The sequence below is a fragment of the Pumilibacter muris genome, assembly GCF_943193045.1.
Taxonomy (GTDB): domain Bacteria; phylum Bacillota; class Clostridia; order Christensenellales; family Pumilibacteraceae; genus Pumilibacter; species Pumilibacter muris.
This window is the reverse complement of the sequence record NZ_CALPCN010000002.1, coordinates 252,469-272,294: the sequence shown is the minus strand read 5'-3', so window position 1 is coordinate 272,294 and position 19,826 is coordinate 252,469. Positions and strand designations below refer to the sequence as shown.

The following is a 19,826-nucleotide window of genomic DNA, read 5'->3' as shown; positions in this document are numbered from 1 at the left end:
TAAACTAAATGACTAAATACGAATGGGAGTCGGAATTAAAGAAAAACGTGCACCGATTGCCCGCCGAAGAAATTAGGAAAATTTTAGAGTATTACGACGAGATTTTTGCCGACAAAATCGAGCGAGGCTTGAGCGAGAGCGAAATTGTGCGGCAGTTCGGAAATCCCGTAGACGTGGCGGATAAGATATTGTCGGAATACGACGGCGAACTTAAAGACGAATCGCCTGTGCCTACGCCCGACATGCGCCGCGACGAAGCGAACGGAGAAAAGCCGCGTGAGACGCAAAAAAGAGCGGAGCCCGAAAAGAGCGCGCCGCTTACTTCGCCGCAAAGCAATAATGCGGAGACACCTGGAAACGAAAAACTCGTTCCGCCCGCGCACGGCAACGAAACAGATAAGAGCACAGTTGCGAGCGGAGAAGAAAAACTTGTTCCGCCCGCGCACGGCGGCGTTGCCGCATCGCCCTCGCCTGCGTTCGACGAACCTCTTGTTCCGCCGTATAAACCGGCGCGCGCGGCAACTAAACCGTCGGTTCAAAAACGCGACGAAGGACTTCATGGCGACAGGCTCGCGCTGTTTTTAGTGCTTAATATAGTTACGGGTTTTGTGTTTTTCATTCTTGTAGGCGCGGTGTGGATTGTGTTGGCTACGCTTGTTGCGGCGGGCGGAGCTATGGCTTTGGGCGGAATAGCGGGCACCGTTGTGTCGGTGTTTCACGCGCTTTCCGGCTCGGGCGCCGCAGGAGTGGCACAAATAGGCGGCTGTGTTGCTCTTTGCGGAATCGGTTTGCTCTTTTTGGTGGGTTGCATAATGTTAATCAAACTTATGGCGAAAGGAACCGCGTTTATGTTCTCGTGTATAAGCGGGTGGATATGCCCCAAAAATACCGTTGTTGTGGGCGGAGGTGAAAAAGCATGAGTAAAACTTGGGTAAAATGGCTTATAGCTGCGGCGTCGCTCGTTATAGTCGGCGGAATAATTTTCGCGGTTGCCATGTCGTCGCTTAACTGGGATTTTTACAGACTCGACACAACCGAATACGAAGCGAAAACGTTCGACGCGTCCGAATACGAAGCAAACGAAATTCGTTCGGTTGAACTTAAAGTAAATTCTTTCCCCGTAACGGTTACAACGGGCGACGCGCTTAGCTTAAACTATTATGAGGCGAGCGATTCCGAAGTGTCCGTAACTGTGGAGTCCGGCGTGTTAAAAGTGAACGAAAGCCAAGATTACAATATCTTCACTTCGAGTTGGTTCAGTTTCGGCAAATTAAAGAAAAAATACGAGCTTACGGTGCCCATCGGAATGCCTATCAATTTTTCGGGAACTAACGGCACGATAAATCTTACGGGCGTTACAACCGAAACTTTGAACGTTAAATCCGCAAACGCGGATATAAAGCTAACCGATTGCAATATAGAAAATGTTGTAATAAGTTCCGCCAACTGCGATACGGAGCTTAACGGTTGCACCGTGAAAAACGCGCAAATAAATTCTACGAACCTCGATTTGGAAATAAGAAATTCGAATATCGAAAAGCTTGAATCGAGCGGTACGAATTCCGACGTTGAAATGCGCGACACCGAAAGTTCGGAGATTAACTTGCATGCGACTAACGCCGACTTTACGCTTAGCGGCATAACGGTGAACACGCTTTCGTTGCGCGGAACAAATCTTGACGCGAACGTGCTTATTCGCGGCGTTCGTGAGGAATACACGGTGGAAACGCACGGGCGCGAGTTGCCGTCCGCTCAAACGGGAACAACAGATAAAAAAATAACGTTGCGCGGAACGAACAACAGCGTTAAACTCAGGTGGGCGTAATTTTGTAATATAAAAAAAGTTGAGAAAAACGTTTTGACATTGTAAATATAAAAAAGCGACGTAGCATTTTCATTGCTATGCCGCTTTTATGTTATTTAATTCCGTCGTCGTATTTAAAAAGAAATCAAACAAATTATAAACTGCAATTAAAGCGCGCGCAAAAATTCGTCGGCAAGTTTAACCCACGTTGCAACGTGAAGATTTTCGCCGCCCTCGCAAAGTTGGCATACTCTGTAGTCGGAAAGGCTGAGCCCGTGCGGACCGCTGTGGAAAACGTGCAACTCGTATTTTAATCCGAGCTTGTTGTACGCTAACGCATAACTCAAACTGTTTTCGGCGGGTACGCCCGCGTCGCTCGCGGTTGCCCAAATAAACGCGGGCGGATTGTCGGAGCGCACAGATTCGTTAAGATTTAGCCATGCGCATTCTTGCGGACGCTCGTCTCCCAAAAGGTTGTCGTGGCTTACGGTGTGTCCGAATTTTTCGTTTATAACGGGGTACGAAAGCACAACGCCGTTCGGCTTGAAATTAAATTTTTTAACGGGTTTGAAGTCGGGCGGGCAGTTGGCAATAGTGCCGCAAAGATGCCCGCCTGCCGAAAAGCCGATTGCAAAAACTTTGTCGGGATTTGTATTCGCTTTTTTGGCGCGCTTGCGTATTGTATCCATAGAGGCGGCGGCAACAACGAGCGCGGCGGGGAAGCGGTTGGGCGCGCAAGGGTAACGCAAAACGTAGGCGTTGTAGCCGCGATTGAAAAACTCTATTCCTACGGGTTCGGCTTCGCGGTCGCTGCAACCTCTGTAAGCGCCGCCCGGCAAAACGAGAAGAGCGGGGCGGGGTTTTTCGGGCAATTCGGGCGACTCCGAATGCTCGTAGCAAGTAAGCGTGCCTTCGTAGCCGCTTTCCGAAATTTTCAACGTTTCGTAGTTCATATTTTATTTGCTCCTTTTATAGGGGATTTTTAATAAGGCGAAAAACGCCGTTGTAAGCTAATTAGAATTATGCCTTAACGTCGAGGGTGGAAGTGCAAACGCTTTCGGCAAATTCGCGTTCGTGGCTAACGAGCAAAATCGCTCCTTTATATTCGAGCAACGCTTTTTTAAGCGACTCTTTCGCGCGCACGTCGAGGTGGTTGGTCGGCTCGTCTAAAAGCAATATGTTTGTTGTTTTTTGCATGAGCACGCAAAGCTTTACGCGCACTTGCTCGCCGCCCGAAAGTTCTTTAATCGGCTTTGTGCACAAGTCGTTTTTAATGCCCGCCTTAGCGAGCTTTTCGCGGAGTTGCTTTGGTTGCAGTCGCGGATATAGGTCGGATAAATATCCGAGCGCGTTGGTCGCTTTCGCTCCGAAATCGAAGTCTTGCTCGATATACCCCGCTCGCATAAACGGGTGTAACGAATAGCTTCCGCCTTTGGGCGGCAACAGCCCCATAAGAGTTTTAATAAGGGTTGTTTTTCCTATGCCGTTAGTGCCGCGAATCCACAGCTTTGTTTCGCCGTCGATATGCAAATTTATGGGCGGCAAAAGCGGGGAAGAATAGCCTATTAAAAGTTCGTTTGCAATAAGCATGTCGCGCGTGTGAAGCTGTTCGCACGGAAAAGAAAAATCCGCGTCGTATATCACCGACGGCTTATCGAGTTTTTCCATTCGGTCGAGCATTTTTTTGCGACTGTTCGCCATGCCCGCCGTAGCCGCCCGCGCTTTGTTTCGCGCAATGTAGTCTTCCATGCGCTTTATTTCTTCCTGTTGCCTTCGGTAGCTCTCTTCATACTGTTTCGCGTTTTGTTCCGCCTGACTTATGTAGGTGGAATAATTGCCGCCGTATTTTTTAATCGAGCCGTTTTCTATGCTCACTATAAATTTGGTGACTTTGTCCAAAAATGCGGTGTCGTGCGATATAACCATAAAAGTGCTTTTTACCGAATTCAAATACTCGGTTAGCCAATCTATGTGCTCCACGTCTAAGAAGTTTGTCGGCTCGTCTAAAAGCATAATGTCGGGGCGCTCCAAAAGAAGCCGCGCGAGCATTAGTTTTGCGCGCTGTCCGCCGCTTAAAGTGGCAATAACGGTGTCGTAGCCGAGCGCGGCTATTCCGAGTCCGCCCGCAACTTTTTTTATTGTGGAGTCAAGTTCGAAAAAACCCGCGTCGGTGAGCCTTTCCAAAATTTTATTCGCTTTCGATATTTGTCTGTCGAGTTCGTTCGGGTCGGATAGCTCCGCCATATCGGCGTAAATTTTTTCCATGCGCTCGTTTTCGGCATATAGGTCGGAGAACGCTTCGCGCAAATAATCCATAACGGTATTCGAACGGTCTATGTCGGCATGTTGGTCAAGGTAGCCGCGTTTTATTCCGCCGAGCCATTTAACTTCGCCTTCGTCTTGCGGGAGTTTTCCCGATATAATGTTTATAAACGTGGTTTTGCCCGCGCCGTTTAGCCCTACAATTCCAACGTGTTCGCCGTTGTTTATGCTTAAATTAGCCCCCGAAAACAGAGGCTTTCCGTCGAAAGTGTGACTTAAATTTTTAATTTCGAGTATCGCCATAACGGTATTATATCACTTAGTTAAGGCAAAAAGCAAGTTTTTTTCGCGGCGTGCCGTAGTCGTTTTAATTGCGAGGTTTTCAGCAATTTAAGGCGTCCGTTTAGTGGGCGCTATAACCATATTGAAAAATTCGGTAGTTTGCGCCGCAATTCGACTTCCGACGCATGGGCGAAGCGGGCGACAAACGCTTTACAAGCGGGGCGAAGTTGTGCTATACTTTATTTTGGCAAAAACTGCAAGCAAATTGTTTTACGCCCGAGCAAGGAGAAGACCGCTTTCACCGTGAAAATAGTGTATTTCGGAGATGAATACAGCCATACTTATGCCGCCGCTCTTAAAATAATAGAAGAAACGGGTTTAAAAGGTTGCCAAACCGTAGGTTGCGAAACGGTGTTCGGCGCTCTCGAACGTGTGAAGCGCGGCGATGCGGAATTGTGCGTGGTTCCTATTGAAAACAGTTTCGAGGGCACCGTTGTGGCAACGGTAGACGCGCTTGCCGAATTCGAATTGCAGATAGGTTACGAGCTTACAATGCCCATTCGGCAAAACTTGATTGCAAAGCGCGGAGTGTCGCTCGACGATATTAAACGGGTTTATTCTCACCCGCAAGCGCTTGCTCAATGCGGCGGCAATCTTAAAAGACTGTTGCCCGATGCGGTTGCCGAGTCGGTCGCCTACACTTCGGCGGGGCTCGAACTTTTGAACGACGAGTCGGCGGCAATCGCCCGCGCCCCAAAAAAAGGACAAGTAGTGCTCGCCGAAAGCATCGAGGATTCAAACGAGAACAGCACTCGGTTCGTTGCCGTTAGAGCCGACGCGCAAAAAGAGCGCGGCAATAAGGCGAGCGTGCAGTTTTCCACCGAGAACAAGCCGGGAGCTTTGCTCAAAGTGCTCTCGGAGCTCAACGCGCGGGGGCTTAACATGACGAAAATAGAATCGCGTCCCGCTAAGAAAAAAATGGGGCAATATGTGTTTTTCGTCGATTTTATGTTTTACGGCAGCGGAAGCGAGCTTGATTCGCTTATTAAAACGCTTGCGGCGCAGGCGGAAGATATGCGCTTTTTAGGACGTTATTTTAAATGCGGCGAATAGCCGAACGGCGTTATCGAGCGCTTGCAAATAGAAAGAAACGGGTAGCAAAAGGAGCTAACTAAATGGGACTTATAAGTTTTATCACGGGCAGCGACAACCGCAAACACCTTAAAAGGTTGGAGGCAATCGCGTTAAAAGTAGACGAGCTCGAAGACGAATACCGCAATTTGAGCGAAGATGAATTGCGCGGCAAAACTGCGGAGTTCAAACGCAGATTAAAAGAGAACTACGAAACGCTCGACGATATTTTGCCCGAAGCGTTCGCCACCGTGCGCGAGGCAAGCGCGCGAGTGCTCGGAATGAGGCATTTCCACGTTCAAATTTTGGGCGGCATAACGTTGCATCAAGGGCGTATTTCGGAAATGCGCACCGGCGAAGGAAAAACGCTTGTTTCCACTTTGCCAGCTTATTTGAACGCGCTCACCGGCGAGGGCGTGCATATAGTTACTGTAAACGACTACCTTGCCAAGCGCGATGCCGAGTGGATGGGAAAAGTTCACCGCTATTTGGGGCTTACGGTGGGCGTTGCAATATCGGGCATGACTCCCGAAGCTAAGCGCGCGGCGTATAACTGCGACATAACTTATGCCACAAACAACGAGCTCGGCTTCGACTACCTGCGCGACAACATGGTTATATACAAAGAAGAAATGGTGCAAAGAAAGCTCAGCTACGCCATTATCGACGAGGTTGACTCCATTTTAATCGACGAAGCGCGCACGCCGCTAATCATTTCGGGCAGAGGCGAAAAGTCGAGCGATTTGTATATTCGCGCAAATCAATTCGTTAAACGCGAAATCAAAGAAGACGACTACGAAATCGACGAAAAGAAAAAGGCAATCAACTTAACCGAGTCGGGTTCGATAAAAGCGGAAACTTTCTTCGGAATAGAAAATCTTGCGGATATAGAAAACAGCGACATTGCGCACCATGTAAATAACGCTCTTCGCGCTCACAAAATAATGAAGCGCGACAGCGACTATATCGTGTCGGACGGCGAAGTTGTTATAGTAGACGAATTTACGGGTCGCCTTATGGTGGGGCGGCGTTACAGCGACGGTTTGCATCAAGCAATCGAGGCGAAAGAAAACGTTACAATCCGCAACGAGAACAAGACGCTCGCAACAATCACGTTCCAAAACTATTTCAGGCTTTACGATAAACTTGCGGGCATGACGGGCACCGCCAAAACGGAAGAAACGGAGTTTAAAGGAATTTACGGGCTCGACGTTGTGGAAATTCCCACAAACGTGCCCAGTCAGCGCGTAGACGAGAACGACGTTATATACACTACCGTAAACGGCAAATTAAAAGCCGTTATAGAAGACATTAAAGAGTGCACCGAGCGCGGGCAGCCCGTTTTGGTGGGCACAACAAACGTTGAAAAAAGCGAAGAGCTTTCCCGCCTGTTATCGGGGCAACGTATTAACCACAGCGTTTTAAACGCGAAGAACCACGAAAAAGAAGCCGAAATTATTGCGCAAGCGGGCAGAGTGAGCGCGGTTACAATCGCCACCAACATGGCGGGTCGCGGAACCGATATTTTGCTTGGCGGCAATCCCGAATATTTGGCTAAAAAGCGTATGCGCGATTTGGGCGTTGACGAACGGCTTATTAGCGCGTCTACCGCATATTTCAACACCGACGACGCCGATATTTTGGCGGCGCGCGCGCAGTACAAAAAGTTCTACGAAGAATACAAAGCCGACGCCGATAAAGAAAAGGAAAAGGTTATTGCCGTAGGCGGACTTCGCATTATAGGCACAGAGCGCCACGAGTCGCGCCGAATCGACAACCAGCTTCGCGGCCGCGCGGGTCGTCAGGGCGACATAGGTTCGTCTATATTCTACCTTAGCATGGAAGACGACCTTTTGCGTCTGTTCGGCGGCGACAGAATGAAACGCATAGCCGAAATGTTCAAAGCCGACGAAGACACTCCGTTTTCTATGAAGTTGCTCACGAGGCAAATAGCTAACGCGCAACGTAACGTCGAGGGGCGCAACTATTCCATTCGTAAGCAGGTGCTCGAATACGACAACGTTATGAACACTCAGCGCACCATTATATATAAAGAGCGCAACAAGGTGCTTCAAGGCGAGAGCGTGCACGAGCAAATAGACGAAATGATGCACAACCAAATAGAGAATATCGTGGATACCTACACCGACCCCAAAGTGGACTGGAACGAATGGGACTACGAGAACCTCAACAAGGAAATCGAGCGCAAACTCATTCCCGGCGACACAACTTTTCTCACCGACGAGCGCATGGAAAACTGGGCTTTGGAAGAAATCAAAGAGCAGATTTACACCGCTATGCAAACTTATTACACTCAAAAGATAGACAACGCCAAAGAACTCGGGGTAGACTTCGAGGAAATCGAGCGAGTTATTCTTTTGAAAGTGGTTGATAAGCAGTGGATGGACCACATAGACGCTATGGACGCTCTCAGAAGAGGCATAGGCTTGAAAGCTTACGGTCAGCAAGACCCCGTTATTGCATATAAGCAAGAGGGCTTTGCCATGTTCGACGACATGATAGACCGCATTCACGAAGAAACGGTAGCTCTTCTTATGCGCGTGAACGTTGAACGCGCGCCCAAACGCGAGGGGCAGAACCTCGACCTCGTTGTGAGCAGCGGCGGCAGTAAGCAAGCCAAAGCCCCCAAAGTGAACCAAAGCCCCAACAAAAACGCGGGGCGCAACGACCCTTGCCCTTGCGGAAGTGGAAAGAAGTATAAGAGTTGTTGTTGGGATAAAGACCACAAATAAACGGCGGGCATAAGGGCGCGTCTTTTGGTAGCAAAAAGCGTTGCAAAAACATTTTACCAGCCTTTTGGTCGCAAAAGGCTTAGGCGAAAACGATAAAAGGGGCGGGACACTTTTCGAAAGTGGTCCCGCCCCTTTTAAAACCCCACCCCGCAACGACAAAGGCTGCGCCCTTGACGGCTTTTTAGCGGTTTGTAAAATGGGATTTTAGTATTATTCGCTTACACCTAAAATATAGTCGGCTGAGACATCAAAAAACTTGCATAGACGTATTAGCATTTCTGTGCTTAAATCTAAAAGTTCTAATTCATATTTACTTATGCTTTTTTGCGTTGTACCTAAATTTTCCGCTAATTGTTTTTGAGTTAAATTATGTTCGAGGCGCAACTCTTTTATGATTTTTCCGTACATGCAAATATTATACTCCAAAATTGCGTAAAATGCTTGACTTACTCCATAATGGAGTATATAATATAAGCAACAATGATTTAAAGGGGTTTTATATATGGAATCAAAAGAAAATAAGTGCGAGTTGCGCCGTAATTTGGATGCGTTCTATACGAAAGCGTATTGCAAATTTTTACGAACGGATTACGGCTATTGTTACGAGCACAAAAAAGTTGTTGCAAAAAAAGACGAGTGTTGCGAATTTTGGAAAAGAAAAGCGCCGTTAAAACGAAAATGTTACAGAGTGATTAAAGAACTTGAAGATGCTCTTACTAATATTTCGGTGTTGCATCAAGTTTTTACCGAGAGCGCCGAAAGCGGCGAAAGTTGTTCGCATTGCCGTTATTCTTGACTTTGGCATTGCCGTTGTGATATACTCTTAGCATGTTATTATTAGACGAACAGAAACAGCGGTTAAAGTCGCTGAAAAACAAATTCGACGGGTGTTGCGAGGCATTTAACGAAAAAGAACTTTCCGAAAAGCTTGCGGTTCTCACCGAACAGCAACAAGACCCCGAACTTTACAAAGATTTAAAACGCGCGCAAAGCATAAATTCCGAAGCGAAATATTTGTCGTCGCTTCTCGAAGATTTAAAGAGCAAGCGCTCCAAAATCGCAGACATTGCCGATTTTATCGCTATGGCGGAAAGCGAATCGGACGACGGGCTTATAGGCGAGGTGAACGAAGCTCTTTTATCGGCGGAACAAGAGGTGGAAACTCTGCACCTTAAAACTTTGCTCAAAGGCGAGTACGACCATTACAACGCCATTCTCACGTTGCACGCGGGTGCGGGCGGAACCGAAGCGCAGGACTGGACGCAAATGCTTTATCGCATGTATAAAATGTATTGCGATAAAAACGGCTTTTCATACGAGGAGCTCGATTATCTTGCGGGCGACGAGGCGGGCATAAAGAGCGTGACGTTCAGAGTAGCGGGCGCCAACGCTTACGGCTACTTAAAGGCGGAAAAGGGAGTGCACCGACTTGTGCGCATTTCGCCGTTCGACAGCAACGCGCGCAGGCATACGAGCTTTGCGAGTTTGGAGGTTATGCCCGAAATCGAAGACGACGAGAGCGTTAAAATAATTCCCGAAGATTTGCGCGTGGATACTTATCGCAGCGGCGGCGCGGGCGGTCAGCACATAAACAAAACCGACTCTGCGGTGCGCATAACGCATTTGCCTACGGGAATAGTTGTGCAGTGCCAAAACGAGCGAAGCCAAATTCAGAATCGCGAAACCGCAATGAAAATGCTACTCGGAAAGCTCGTTGAACTGCGCGAGCGCGAACTCGAAGAAAAAGCCAACGCCATTAAAGGCGAAATGAAAAAAATCGAGTGGGGCAGCCAAATCCGTTCTTACGTTTTTCAACCGTACACAATGGTTAAAGACCACCGCACCGGCTACGAAAAGCCGGACGTTCAGGCGGTTATGGACGGAGATATTGCGGAGTTTATTTTTGATTACTTGCGCAAAAGTTGAATTCCAGCCTTTTTGAGCGCCAAAAAGGCTTAGGCGAAAAAGCGTGCAGGGGGAACACTTTCGGCTGTGTTCCCCCTTGCAAAGCCCCCTCGCAACGACAAAGGCTGCGCCCTTGACGGCTTTTTATAAGTTTTGATAGGGATAACAGTAATTTGTGCGTAATTGAGGCGCGCTATATAGCCGCACGTTGTCAGCTAAAACTCTTTCTTTGCGAGCTCCGCAAAATTCAAAAAAAATTATGTACTGTGAAAATACGAAAAAGCAGTTTGAATTACTGCGAAATAAAAAAGACGCGGTTATTCTCGGCATAGAGAGTTCTTGCGACGAAACTGCGGCTGCGGTTGTGCGCGGCGGCAAAGTTGTGCTTAGCAATATTATCGCGTCGCAAATCGAAATTCACCGCAGGTTCGGCGGCGTTGTGCCCGAAGTTGCAAGCCGCAACCATACGCTCGCGCTTCCCGCCGTTATAGACGAGGCGCTTAAAACTGCGAATATAACGGCGCGTGAACTCGACGCTGTTGCGGTTACTTACGGCGCGGGACTTATAGGCGCGCTTTTGGTTGGCGTTTCGGCGGCAAAGGCGTATGCCTACGCAATAAATAAACCTCTTATTGCCGTGAATCATATAGAAGCGCATGTTGCCGCAAATTATATTTCGGAGCCGTCGCTTACTCCGCCGTTTGCGGCTCTTGTGGCGAGCGGCGGGCACACTCTTTTGCTCGATATTTCCGATTATAACGAATACAAAATGTTGGGCGGAACGCTCGACGACGCTCTTGGCGAGGCGTTCGATAAAGTTGCGCGAACTGTGGGATTGCCGTATCCGGGCGGACCGAACGTAGAGAAAATGGCAAAAGAGGGGAATGCGAACATAGCGTTTTTTAAACACGCCAAAGGAGTGCGCGGCGACCTTTCGCTTTCGTATTCGGGATTGAAAACCGCAGTAGTAAACTATGTGAACACTTTAAAACAAAAAGGCGAAGAAATCCCTACGGCGGATATTTGCGCGTCGTTCACAAAAGAGGCTATAGAGTTGCTTTCGAAAACCGCGACTGAGGCGGTTAAACGTTCGGGACGAAACAGACTTGTGCTTGCGGGCGGCGTGGCTTCTAACGGCGATTTGCGTTGCGCGCTTGCAAAAGAGGGGGAAAAGAACGGCTTTTCCGTTTTGTATCCGCCCCCCGTTTTGTGTACCGATAACGCCGCAATGGTAGCTTCGCGCGCGTTTTTTATGGCTCGCGACGGAAAAGGGTTGGCGGGGCTTGATTTGAACGCGAAATCGCATATTCCTTTCGGCGGCGGCAAATAAGGGCTACGTCGGTGCGCCAACTAAATACGCGCACTCGCGTAGCGTTAGAGTGTTGTTGCGAGGAGGGCGAAGCCCGACGCGGCAATCCCTTACATAGCCGTCGCATAAACAGTTTAATGCAGGGGATTGCTTCGCTGACGCTCGCAATGACAGTATGTACAAGATTATAGTCGAACGGTCGTGCAACTTTGGCACTTTTTGAGGCGTGTCAAAAGTGCGACAAAAGCACGTCGGGGACACTTTCGGCTGTGTCCCTCCCCACGCAACGACAAAGGCTGCGCCCCTTGACGGCTTTTAACGGTGAGGAATGTCATTGCGAGGAGGGCGAAGCAATACTCTACATGGAGCAAAAAACCTATGAATAACGTTCATAATTTAAGCAAAAAAAAGGCGCGCGTGGTCGTGGGAGTTTCGGGCGGAGTGGATTCTTCGGTTGCCGCCGAGCTTTTAAAAGAGCAGGGCTACGACGTTATAGGGCTTTTTATGAATAATTGGGAAGAAGAGGACGAGGGGGATTCCGCCTGTTCCGCCGCTTCCGATTGGCAAGACGCTCGCGCCGTGTGCGCAAGTTTGGATATTCCCGTGTATGCGGTTAATTTTGCCGCCGAATACCGCGACAGAGTGTTTTCTTATTTTCTTAAAGAATACAAGCGCGGGCGAACTCCCAACCCCGACGTGCTTTGTAACCGCGAAATCAAATTCGGTCCGTTTGCCGACTACGCGAAAAAACTCGGCGCCGATTTTATTGCTACGGGGCACTATTGCGCACTCAAACATGCCGACGGCGGCGCTCAGTTGTGGGAGTCCGCCGATAAATCCAAAGACCAAACCTACTTTCTCAATCAAGTGCGCACGAGCCAACTTGAAAACGTAATATTTCCGCTTGCAAACTTGCAAAAGGGCGAAGTGCGCGAAATTGCCGAGCGTAAAGGTTTGGTAACGGCGCGCAAAAAAGACTCTACGGGAATTTGCTTTATAGGCGAAAGAAACTTTAAAAAATTTTTGTCGGCGTATTTGCCCGCAAAACCGGGCAAAATCGTGGACGTGCACGGAAAAGAGCTCGGGCGGCACGACGGACTAATGTATTACACTCTCGGGCAACGTAGGGGGCTCGGCATAGGCGGAATTGCGGGCGAGAACGCAAGCCGATGGTTTGTGGTAAGAAAAGACCTTGAAAAAAACGAGCTTATAGTTAAATGCGGCGAGGGGGAAGAGTTGATGTCCGATTCTCTCGACACAGAAGAACTCAATATTATAGGAAAGCCTGTTGCCGAAAATAAATTTAGGTGCAAGGTTAAAACGCGCTATCGCCAACCCGCTCAAAACGCTACCGCTTTTTTGCACGACGGACGCGCCCATATAGAATTCGATTCGCCGCAACGAGCGGTAACGCCGGGTCAGTACGCCGTTATTTACGTTGACGACGGTCGCTGTTTGGGCGGCGGAGTTATTAAGTAATTTTATTTGTTGCGGTGCGCGCAGCGCGCGAAAATTAAAATCAGATTAAAAAATGCGTTTGTGTAAAAATTTTTTTTGCATGGAGCGCATTTTTTCTGTATAATATTATCGCTATAACAACACAGGGAGAACACCGTTTAAAAATGTTTACATTAGCCACAGACACATCTTGCGACGTATTGAGAAACGAGCTTGACGCTGCGGGAATCGCATGGGTACCGCTTACTTACACCATAGACGGCGAAACCAACCCCGACGATTTTACGCGCGACGAGCAGTATAAAGATTTTTATGCCAAAGTGCGCGGCGGGGCTATGCCCTCCACAAGCCAAATAAACACGTTTGTGCAAGAGGAATTTCTTGAAAAACTTGTGTCGAACGGCGCGACCGACATTGTGTATCTTACGCTTTCGAGCGGACTTTCGGCAACGTATTCGTCGGCGTGCCAGGCGGCGGAAGCGGTGTGCGAACGCCACCCCGAATGCAAAATAAACGTTGTGGATACTCTCGGCGCAACGCAAGTTCACCGTATGGTTCTCGACGACGCAACCGCTTTGCGCGACAAAGGGCTTACGGGCGACGAAGCGGCTAAAATATTGCGTGAAGAAACAAACAAAATTCACGTTTGGATTATTGTTGACAATCTTAATCACTTAAAGCGCGGCGGCAGAGTGTCGGGCGCGGCGGCGGCAATAGGCACGCTCTTAAAAATAAAGCCTATGATTGTGTTCGATAAAGAAGGAAAACTTAAAGTTATGCACAAAGCCAAAGGTTTTAGAAAAGCTATGGAATATGTGCTCGACTACATGAAAGAATGGAGCCCTAACGTTAAAGAAGTATATTTGGCTCAAGCCGATGCGCAAGACAGCGCAACGGAGATGACCGAGCTTATTCACGGCGCTTTTAAAGATTGCGCGGTTAAAACGGGTTGGGTAGGACCCGTAATAGGCGCTCACACCGGCGCGGGTATGCTCGGAATTGTTTTCAAGAGCGACAAAGAACGCCCGCAATAACTTTGTCGCCCAAGCGCAAGTCGGCGCTACGGTGCGTGTGTGCAAGCACACACTTCCTTGCTCAATCCGACTTGGGCGAACTTAATTCGGCGTCCTTTCTCGGAAAAACCGAGAAAGTCGGATTTTTTGTTAGCAGTTTGTAAATTAAACTTTAAGAGAATGCATAACAAACACGGCATATATTATTGCTGTGTTTTGTTTATATTTAAAAGTAATTATCGTTGTATTAAATTGACAATTTTATTAAAAGCGTGATATAATTTTATAATGGTAATAAAATACTGCAATAGGAGGAATAGAAAATGTTGAAATGCAATAAGTGCGGCGGCGCTTGCGCCGACGACGCGCTTTACTGCACCGAGTGCGGCAACAGACTAAGCACCGACGCATGCAGAAAATGCGGCGACTATTTGCCGAAAGAGGTGAAGTTCTGCGCTCACTGCGGTTACCCCACGAAAGGCACGGTTTGCGGTAGGTGCGGCAAAACCAATCCCGACGAAGCAAATTTTTGTCTTTCGTGCGGAAATAAGCTTGCGGGTTCGGTTGCGTCGGCGCCTAAGTTAGTGCCGTCGGTTTCGGGCGGTGTTGTGCACGAGGTTAAGAGCGCGCCCGTAGCTGCGGGGAGTGGAACGAGCGACGCTGCTTTTATGCATAACGTAATTCGGGCGTTCGTATTGCCGTTGCTGTTGTTGGTTTTGTTCATTTCGTCGTTTTTCGGAATGTTTAAAGTTCTCGGACCGAGTAATATAAAAATTCCCGTAACGGGTTTTGACGCGGTTCGCGGCATGTTTCTTTTAATCAATCCGCCGACCGAAGCCGAAACCGAAGCCGCATATGAAGAATTTGTGGCGAACGGCAATTATGACAACTCGATTGCGGGAGTTAAAAAATCCATAAGAGATTTCGGCGTTCTGCGTTCTATGATTTACGAGGAAAATATGAACGTAACTCTTGTTATGCAAACGCTATTATTCGGGCTCATTTCGCTGTCGCTTATGGCGCTTACTCTCACGTTCTTTATACTGTCGCTGTATCATGCTATAAGGGTTGCATGCGGAAAAGCTACCGGCTTTTATAAGTATGAAACTTTGCCTCTTGCGCTTGTTTTCGCGTTAACGTTTTCTTTTATTATTGCGGGCGGTCCGCTTGCGAATGCGGCGATTATAATGTTGTTTGCTGCGGCTGCGGGGCTTGCGGCTGTTACCACGCTTAAATATGTTGTGGAAAAGCAACCGCGTCCAAGCGTTGTTACCAACGTGCGCAGAGGCGTCTGCGCGGCTTTCGTCGTTCTTGTGGCAATCTTTGCTTCTTCGGGGTTGGTAACGGTTAAATATAAAGGCAGTAGTGTAAGCGCCTCAATTCCCGCCGACGAGTTATATGAGGGAATGTATAATGTTGTCGAGGACGGCGAAGGAATTGTAAACGAAATTTTGGGCTCCGAAGTTGAAATCACCGCCAAGTCGCTTGACGAGGTCATGATGCAAATTCTTTATAGTAAAGATATTTCTTTAAACGATAAGCGTTTATTATTGCGAACGGGATTATCGCCTGTGGTATTATGTTATTCAGCCGAAGCCGTCAAATCGCTTGCCGCGCCTGCAAAAGCTATGTCGTGGATAATGTTTTTTTGCAACATAGTATTCGGAGCAATGTTTGTAATGTTATTGTTTAGAATGTTGCAGGAAGAAGCTAACCCGCAAAAACTGTATTCGAAAAAGACTTCTATTCTTTGGAACGTGCTTTTCGTTGTGGGCGCCGCTTTGATTTTGGGCTTTACCATTCCGTATATAGTTATGGGAAACAGCATCTCAAAAAGTTTGGAATTGCATTCAAGCTATGGAATGAGCGGATTGATTATTGCCGCCGTAGCTTTGGGAATTGCTCTAATCGTTACCGAAGTTGTCATGCGCTCGGTTGACAAGGGCGGTGCAAAAATCGAAAATAATATTTCGCAAAATATTGCGAACGAAAAGGAACAAACGGTTTAATTATGGATTTTTCGTCAAGCAAGTGGATTTGGGTTTCGAACGAGACGGGAGACAACACAAAAAAATGCGACCGAGTAATCTTTCGGCGCGCGTTTTCGCTTGAAAAGGTGCCTAAAAGCGCAACGGTGTTCGCTTGCGCGCGCGACACTTTTTCGATATATGTAAACGGCAAGCCCGTTGCTCTCGGAATAAGAGGTTGCGCGGGCTACGACGTTGCGAAATACCTCGTTAAAGGCGACAACGTTTTGGGTTTCGAATGTTTGTATTACGGAATCGAGGCTAACAACTATTGCCCGCCCGAAACGAGCGGATTTATTGCGGCGTGTCCCGAACTTCAAATTTATTCCGACGCGAGCTTTTCGGCGTGCCGCCCGTATTCTCAAGACGCGGGCGAGCCGCGCCCGAGCGGACGGTTTTTCGGCTTCGATTCATATACCGACGGCAGCAGAGGCGAGCTCGGCGGAGTTTTTTCGTCGGAATACGGTTCTACGCTTTTCGCTCCCGCAACCGAATTTGAGCAAGGCGGCGAAATAGAGGGCTCCGCGCCTATAAATTGCGAATACGACGGCGTAATAAAAGTTAAAAAAATGAGCAAAACCACCGAAGGCGTAACCAACACTTACGTTTGCGACGCGGGCGGCGAAAAAATCTTTGTTCCCGTGCTCGAACTTTCGGCTATGGGAACGGAAAAAGTGGAAATCCGCAGTAATCGCTATTGCACTCCCGACGCGTGGGGCAAAAGCGGCTCTTGCAACGGCGTGCGCGGAATATACGTTTGCCGCAACGGCGTGCAAAAGTATACGAGTCCGTTCCCGCTTTCGGGAAGCGAATTGATAATAATCGCGCCCGCTACGGTGAACGTTAAAACTGTGGATTTGCATGTTTCGAGCTATCCCGCTCGCCGTGTTTTGGAACTGTCGGGAAATGCGTCGGTTAAAAAGTTGATTGACAAGTGCGACAACACTATGCGCGCGTGTATGGACGGCGGAATACTGAACAACTCCGACCGCGACAGAGGTTGCGACCTGTTTGCGCTAAGCAATTTTGTGCGTTCGGCAATCTTTATGTACGACGATTCCGTTTTGCCGCTTATTAAACACGCAATTCAAGTTGCGACGGAAAACGACGGCGATATGCTTGTTAACAACGCGTTAAGTCCGCTTGCGTGCGAAAATCCCGTATCGTCTTTAATGTTCTGCTCTCGGTTGGGCGCGCTCGCGTCGTATTATTATAGAACTGCGGATATTGAGCTTGTAAAAAATCTGCACGGAAAAATAGGCGGTTATTTGCAGCTTTGGGAATTTGAGGAGACGAGGCTTGTTCCTCGCGGAAAAGAGTTCGGAGCGGACGCGGGATATAATACCGACTGCGAACTTATAGAAACCTGCCTATATTATTCGGCGGCTAAATTTTTGTTGGAAACGGCTGCCGACGCGGGCGCGGACGATTACGTTGAGACGCTCGAAAGCAGAATAAAGCTAATCGAAGAGAATTTTTGCGAACAATATTATAAAGGCGGCTATTTTTCGTCGGGAGAAGTGTGCGACGAACGCGCAAACGCTCTCGCGGTTTTGTGCGGGCTTGCAGGCGAAAACGCCAAGAATGCGAAAGACGCTTTGCGCTCGTGCGAAAACGCTTCGCCCGCGTTCGAGGGGTTTGTTATAGAGGCGCTCGGCGCAATAGGAGAGAGCGAGGAAGCCGAAAAGCGAATGCTTTCGCGCTTCGGCGAATTTACGGAGTCGGAGTCGCCCGCTTTGCCCGAATACTTTTTCTATGCGGGTTCCGCGTGTTCTTCGCTTTCCGTTTCGCCCGTTTCGGCTTATGTGTCGGGCGTTATGGGGCTTAGGTATACGGGCGCGCGAAAAATGGAGCTTATAGCGTCTAAACGCGAAGACGAATGGCGTTTCGAAGTTCCCGCAGGAAGCGGCGTTGTTAGAGCCTCATATAAAAAAGATTCTTTAACCGTTGAAAATTCCGCAGGTTTCGATATTGCGGCGTCGTGCGGCAACGCTTCCGCAACTGCGGGAAAAGGCAAAACAAAGCTTCAAGTTTAAAAACGGCGGTTGAGTTAAACGCTTTTTAAAACTGTCGGTCCGCTGTAAAAACAGTTAAAAATTTCCGCTGTGAACAAAATGTGATTTGTGCTTGACAAACATGTTTAAATAGTGTATGCTTGTTACAAGGAAATTAGCAGGTCAATTTCTCATCCCGATTAAAGTTGCCTTATAATTTTCAATCTTAGAGGAGGTTAAATCGAGGATGGCTGATAAAATCTTGACTTGCAAAGACTGTGGCAAAGAATTTACGTTTACCGAAGGCGAACAAGCGTTCTATGCGGAAAAAGGCTTCACAAACGAACCCGCCCGTTGCCCCGACTGCCGCAAGGCACGCAAAGCGGCGCGCAGAAACAACGAACAGCATAACGGCTAAACGTTTTGCCTAAAAACCGCGCCGTAACTTTCTTTGCAACTGAGAACGTTTCGGCGCAAAGTATCCGTTTAAAATCGGAGTTCCTCCGCGTTTGCGCGCGGGGGAACTTTTTACGTTTAATCGCAGGCGCGCAAATCCGACATTAAAAGAATTGATTTTCGCCAAACAATATGATATAATTAAACAAACTATACTTTTTTTACTGCGGAGGCATGACGTACAAAATGACCGGAATAGCACAGCGGGCGCAAAGGGTTTCGCCGTCGCTCACACTCGAAATTACTGCAAAGGCGAAAAAAATGCGGGCTGAGGGTAAGCCTGTTGTGTCGTTCGGCGCGGGAGAACCCGACTTTAACACGCCGCAATACATAGTTAAGGCGGCGGAACGCGCTCTGAAAGAGGGCATGACCAAATACACCCCCGCGTCTGGCACCGACGCCGTTAAAAAGGCGATTGCCGCAAAGCTCGAAAAAGACAATCACCTTAAATACGAACTTAATCAAATAGTTGTGTCTAACGGAGCTAAACACTCGCTATACAACGCGTTTTTAGCGCTTGTTAATCCCGGCGACGAAGTTATTGTGCCCGCCCCGTATTGGCTTACTTATCCCGAGCTTATCAAACTATGCGAGGGGATTCCCGTGTTCGTAAACACGAAAGCGGAAAACGATTTTAAACTTACGCCGAGCGAGTTGAAAAACGCCATAACTTCGAAAACGAAAGCGGTGCTGATAAACAATCCCTGCAATCCTACGGGAGCCGTGTATTCGAAAGAGGAGCTTTGCGCGCTTGCCGAAGTGCTCGAAAAAACCGACGTATACGTTGTGTCGGACGAAATTTACGAAAAGCTCGTTTACGAGGGCGGCGAATATTATTCCATTGCTCAGCATTCGCCGGCGCTCAAAGAACGCACTGTGGTTATAGGCGGCGTTTCCAAAACATATTCTATGACGGGTTGGCGAATAGGCTACACCGCGAGCAGCGAGGCGGTTGCAAAAGCTATGGGCGGAATTCAAAGCCACACTACGTCTAACCCCAACTCGATTGCGCAGTACGCCGCGAGCGAAGCTTATTCCCATAGCGAGGGAGACGCGTTTTTATCGGATATGAAAAAAACGTTCGACACCCGCCGCAAGTTTATGATAGAGAGGCTGAAAAAGATTCCCGAACTTGAATTCGTTTATCCCAAAGGGGCGTTTTACGTTATGTTGAACGTAGCGCATCTTTTTGGAAAGAGCACCGAGAGCGGTAAAAAGCTTTCGTCGGCTTACGACGTTGCAACCGAGTTGCTCGCCGAAAAAATGGTTGCGGCAATTCCCTGCGAATCGTTCGGCGCTCCCGAATATTTGCGCCTTAGCTACGCTATATCGTTAGACGATATTAAAACGGGGCTCGAACGCATAGCGGACTTTATTAGTTCGCTCGCATAATTAAAGGCGGTTTTGTGCCTGATAAAGGCATTGCTGCATA

Annotated in this window: 16 protein-coding genes; 13 read left to right on the top strand and 3 right to left on the bottom strand. The window is 48.3% G+C overall.

Annotated elements, in window-relative coordinates; all coding sequences use genetic code 11:
• Positions 1 to 8 precede the first annotated feature (8 nt).
• Both NFR62_RS03945 and NFR62_RS03940 read left to right on the top strand, forming a co-directional pair.
• Entirely contained in the window at positions 9 to 920 is a 912-nt protein-coding gene (locus NFR62_RS03945; RefSeq protein WP_251614591.1) for a DUF1700 domain-containing protein, read from the top strand.
• Positions 917 to 1,825 (top strand): DUF4097 family beta strand repeat-containing protein, encoded by a 909-nt coding sequence (locus NFR62_RS03940; protein ID WP_251614589.1) that lies wholly within the window; start codon positions 917 to 919, stop codon positions 1,823 to 1,825. The genes NFR62_RS03945 and NFR62_RS03940 overlap by 4 nt, the downstream gene beginning before the upstream one ends.
• A 146-nt stretch (positions 1,826 to 1,971) precedes the next feature.
• Here the strand turns inward: NFR62_RS03940 and NFR62_RS03935 are convergent, their stop codons facing one another.
• Together NFR62_RS03935 and NFR62_RS03930 are read right to left on the bottom strand one after the other, a co-directional pair.
• Positions 1,972 to 2,757 (bottom strand): alpha/beta hydrolase, encoded by a 786-nt coding sequence (locus NFR62_RS03935; protein WP_251614587.1) that lies wholly within the window; start codon positions 2,755 to 2,757, stop codon positions 1,972 to 1,974.
• 67 nt (positions 2,758 to 2,824) lie between these two features.
• Positions 2,825 to 4,369 (bottom strand): ABC-F family ATP-binding cassette domain-containing protein, encoded by a 1,545-nt coding sequence (locus tag NFR62_RS03930; RefSeq protein WP_251614585.1) that lies wholly within the window; start codon positions 4,367 to 4,369, stop codon positions 2,825 to 2,827.
• A gap of 282 nt (positions 4,370 to 4,651) precedes the next feature.
• On the opposite strand from NFR62_RS03930, the gene pheA reads away from it, so the two are divergent.
• A complete protein-coding gene (gene pheA, locus NFR62_RS03925) occupies positions 4,652 to 5,461 on the top strand; it encodes a prephenate dehydratase (protein ID WP_251614567.1) in 810 nt (269 codons plus the stop codon).
• Between the two features lie 62 nt (positions 5,462 to 5,523).
• Positions 5,524 to 8,232, top strand: coding sequence for a preprotein translocase subunit SecA (gene secA / locus NFR62_RS03920; protein WP_251614564.1), 2,709 nt, complete (start codon positions 5,524 to 5,526; stop codon positions 8,230 to 8,232).
• A 210-nt stretch (positions 8,233 to 8,442) separates the two neighbouring features.
• On the opposite strand, the gene NFR62_RS03915 is transcribed toward secA, so the two are convergent.
• Complete coding sequence (locus NFR62_RS03915) at positions 8,443 to 8,640, bottom strand: helix-turn-helix domain-containing protein (RefSeq protein ID WP_251614547.1); 198 nt, start codon at positions 8,638 to 8,640, stop codon at positions 8,443 to 8,445.
• A 94-nt stretch (positions 8,641 to 8,734) separates the two neighbouring features.
• Here NFR62_RS03915 and NFR62_RS03910 point away from each other — a divergent pair, with 94 nt between their 5' ends.
• The 9 genes from NFR62_RS03910 (at position 8,735) to NFR62_RS03870 (ending at position 19,786) form a co-directional block, all read left to right on the top strand.
• Complete coding sequence (locus tag NFR62_RS03910; protein WP_251614544.1) at positions 8,735 to 9,028, top strand: hypothetical protein; 294 nt, start codon at positions 8,735 to 8,737, stop codon at positions 9,026 to 9,028.
• A 32-nt stretch (positions 9,029 to 9,060) separates the two neighbouring features.
• Positions 9,061 to 10,158 (top strand): peptide chain release factor 2, encoded by a 1,098-nt coding sequence (prfB, locus tag NFR62_RS03905; protein ID WP_251614541.1) that lies wholly within the window; start codon positions 9,061 to 9,063, stop codon positions 10,156 to 10,158.
• Positions 10,159 to 10,396: 238 nt separating this feature from the next.
• Positions 10,397 to 11,467, top strand: a complete 1,071-nt coding sequence (gene tsaD, locus NFR62_RS03900) for a tRNA (adenosine(37)-N6)-threonylcarbamoyltransferase complex transferase subunit TsaD (RefSeq protein WP_251614538.1) — start codon at positions 10,397 to 10,399, stop codon at positions 11,465 to 11,467.
• Between the two features lie 357 nt (positions 11,468 to 11,824).
• Positions 11,825 to 12,925: a tRNA 2-thiouridine(34) synthase MnmA gene (gene mnmA, locus NFR62_RS03895; protein WP_251614535.1), complete on the top strand. Its 1,101-nt coding sequence runs from the start codon at positions 11,825 to 11,827 to the stop codon at positions 12,923 to 12,925.
• Between the two features lie 143 nt (positions 12,926 to 13,068).
• Positions 13,069 to 13,938 (top strand): DegV family protein, encoded by an 870-nt coding sequence (locus tag NFR62_RS03890; protein ID WP_251614518.1) that lies wholly within the window; start codon positions 13,069 to 13,071, stop codon positions 13,936 to 13,938.
• A 302-nt stretch (positions 13,939 to 14,240) separates the two neighbouring features.
• Positions 14,241 to 15,926: a zinc ribbon domain-containing protein gene (locus NFR62_RS03885; RefSeq protein ID WP_251614515.1), complete on the top strand. Its 1,686-nt coding sequence runs from the start codon at positions 14,241 to 14,243 to the stop codon at positions 15,924 to 15,926.
• Between the two features lie 2 nt (positions 15,927 to 15,928).
• A complete protein-coding gene (locus NFR62_RS03880) occupies positions 15,929 to 17,980 on the top strand; it encodes a glucosidase family protein (protein WP_251614512.1) in 2,052 nt (683 codons plus the stop codon).
• 205 nt (positions 17,981 to 18,185) lie between these two features.
• On the top strand, positions 18,186 to 18,356 hold the full coding sequence (locus NFR62_RS03875) for a zinc-ribbon domain-containing protein (RefSeq protein ID WP_251614509.1): 171 nt from the start codon (positions 18,186 to 18,188) through the stop codon (positions 18,354 to 18,356).
• Between the two features lie 224 nt (positions 18,357 to 18,580).
• Positions 18,581 to 19,786, top strand: a complete 1,206-nt coding sequence (locus NFR62_RS03870) for a pyridoxal phosphate-dependent aminotransferase (RefSeq protein WP_251614506.1) — start codon at positions 18,581 to 18,583, stop codon at positions 19,784 to 19,786.
• Positions 19,787 to 19,826: the final 40 nt, after the last annotated feature.